At 34.7% G+C, this 946-nt stretch carries 1 pseudogene; it reads left to right on the top strand.

From position 1 onward, the window contains the following. Positions 1-946, top strand: a pseudogene (locus O970_RS10040) (hypothetical protein); the annotation flags it as partial.

The raw sequence follows: 946 nt of genomic DNA, 5'->3' as shown, positions 1-946 counted from the left end.
GTTGGATTTACAATCAGACTAAAAAACCACTCACAGCCCCGATAGTTGAAATAACAGGAAAAGATAGCAAATTAGCCAAATCAAAAGGGCTAAGAGTAAGGGATAAAGATAAAAAAAATATTATTTCCATGCTACCCGAAGGAACGCAAATTAAAATATCCGGTACCAAAAAACCGAAAAACTTTGTTGAATTAATCGAAGTGGTTCGGGACGGACAACCAACTATTCCTTTACCAACAGAAACGACCTACGTTTATTTTGATTGTCTTGAAAAGGTAATTAGAGGCAAAAAATATAATGAAGTTGTGGTATTAGACAAACCATTTCCAATTGAAGCCGGTGATTTAGTCGGACATATTGGTCATAATGATGCTATTCCTAAAGAAAAAGATAAAGAGGGTAATTATATTGACATAGACACTCTCCCACTTGGAGAAGGGATGCAAAACAGCCACTTTAAACCCACATTACATGTTGAGTGTTTTACCTGTGAAGACTTACCCAATTACATAGCCCAAACTCAAGCTGAGACGAGAAAAATATCCGATGAAGAAAAAATATTATTTGCTGTATCAAAAGGGGTAAAAATACTAACGCAACCAAGCCAAGCAGACACAACGGTTGGTACACCATTTAAAGGCAGTAAAATAGAGGTAATAAGTAAAGAAACTAATATAAACTGGTTACAAATAGAAATAAATACCTCTGCAACTAACAAAAAATCATTATGGATTACCAATACTGATGAGATAGCAAAGAAAATAAAAGCTAATGACGAAATAAAATTACCTACAGAGACACCGGCATGGAGTAAGCACCCATTACAAGATAGTCAATTAACTAGTAGCAAACTGATTACTGACACACCGCTCTTACTTAATATGAGTGATAATAATATTAAAGCAAGAATAAATCGAGCCGTGGATGATAAAGAGACTTTATGGAT

Origin of the sequence: Candidatus Schmidhempelia bombi str. Bimp (assembly GCF_000471645.3) — a bacterium.
Classification (GTDB): domain Bacteria; phylum Pseudomonadota; class Gammaproteobacteria; order Enterobacterales; family Orbaceae; genus Utexia; species Utexia bombi.
This window is presented reverse-complemented; position numbering and strand designations above follow the sequence as displayed.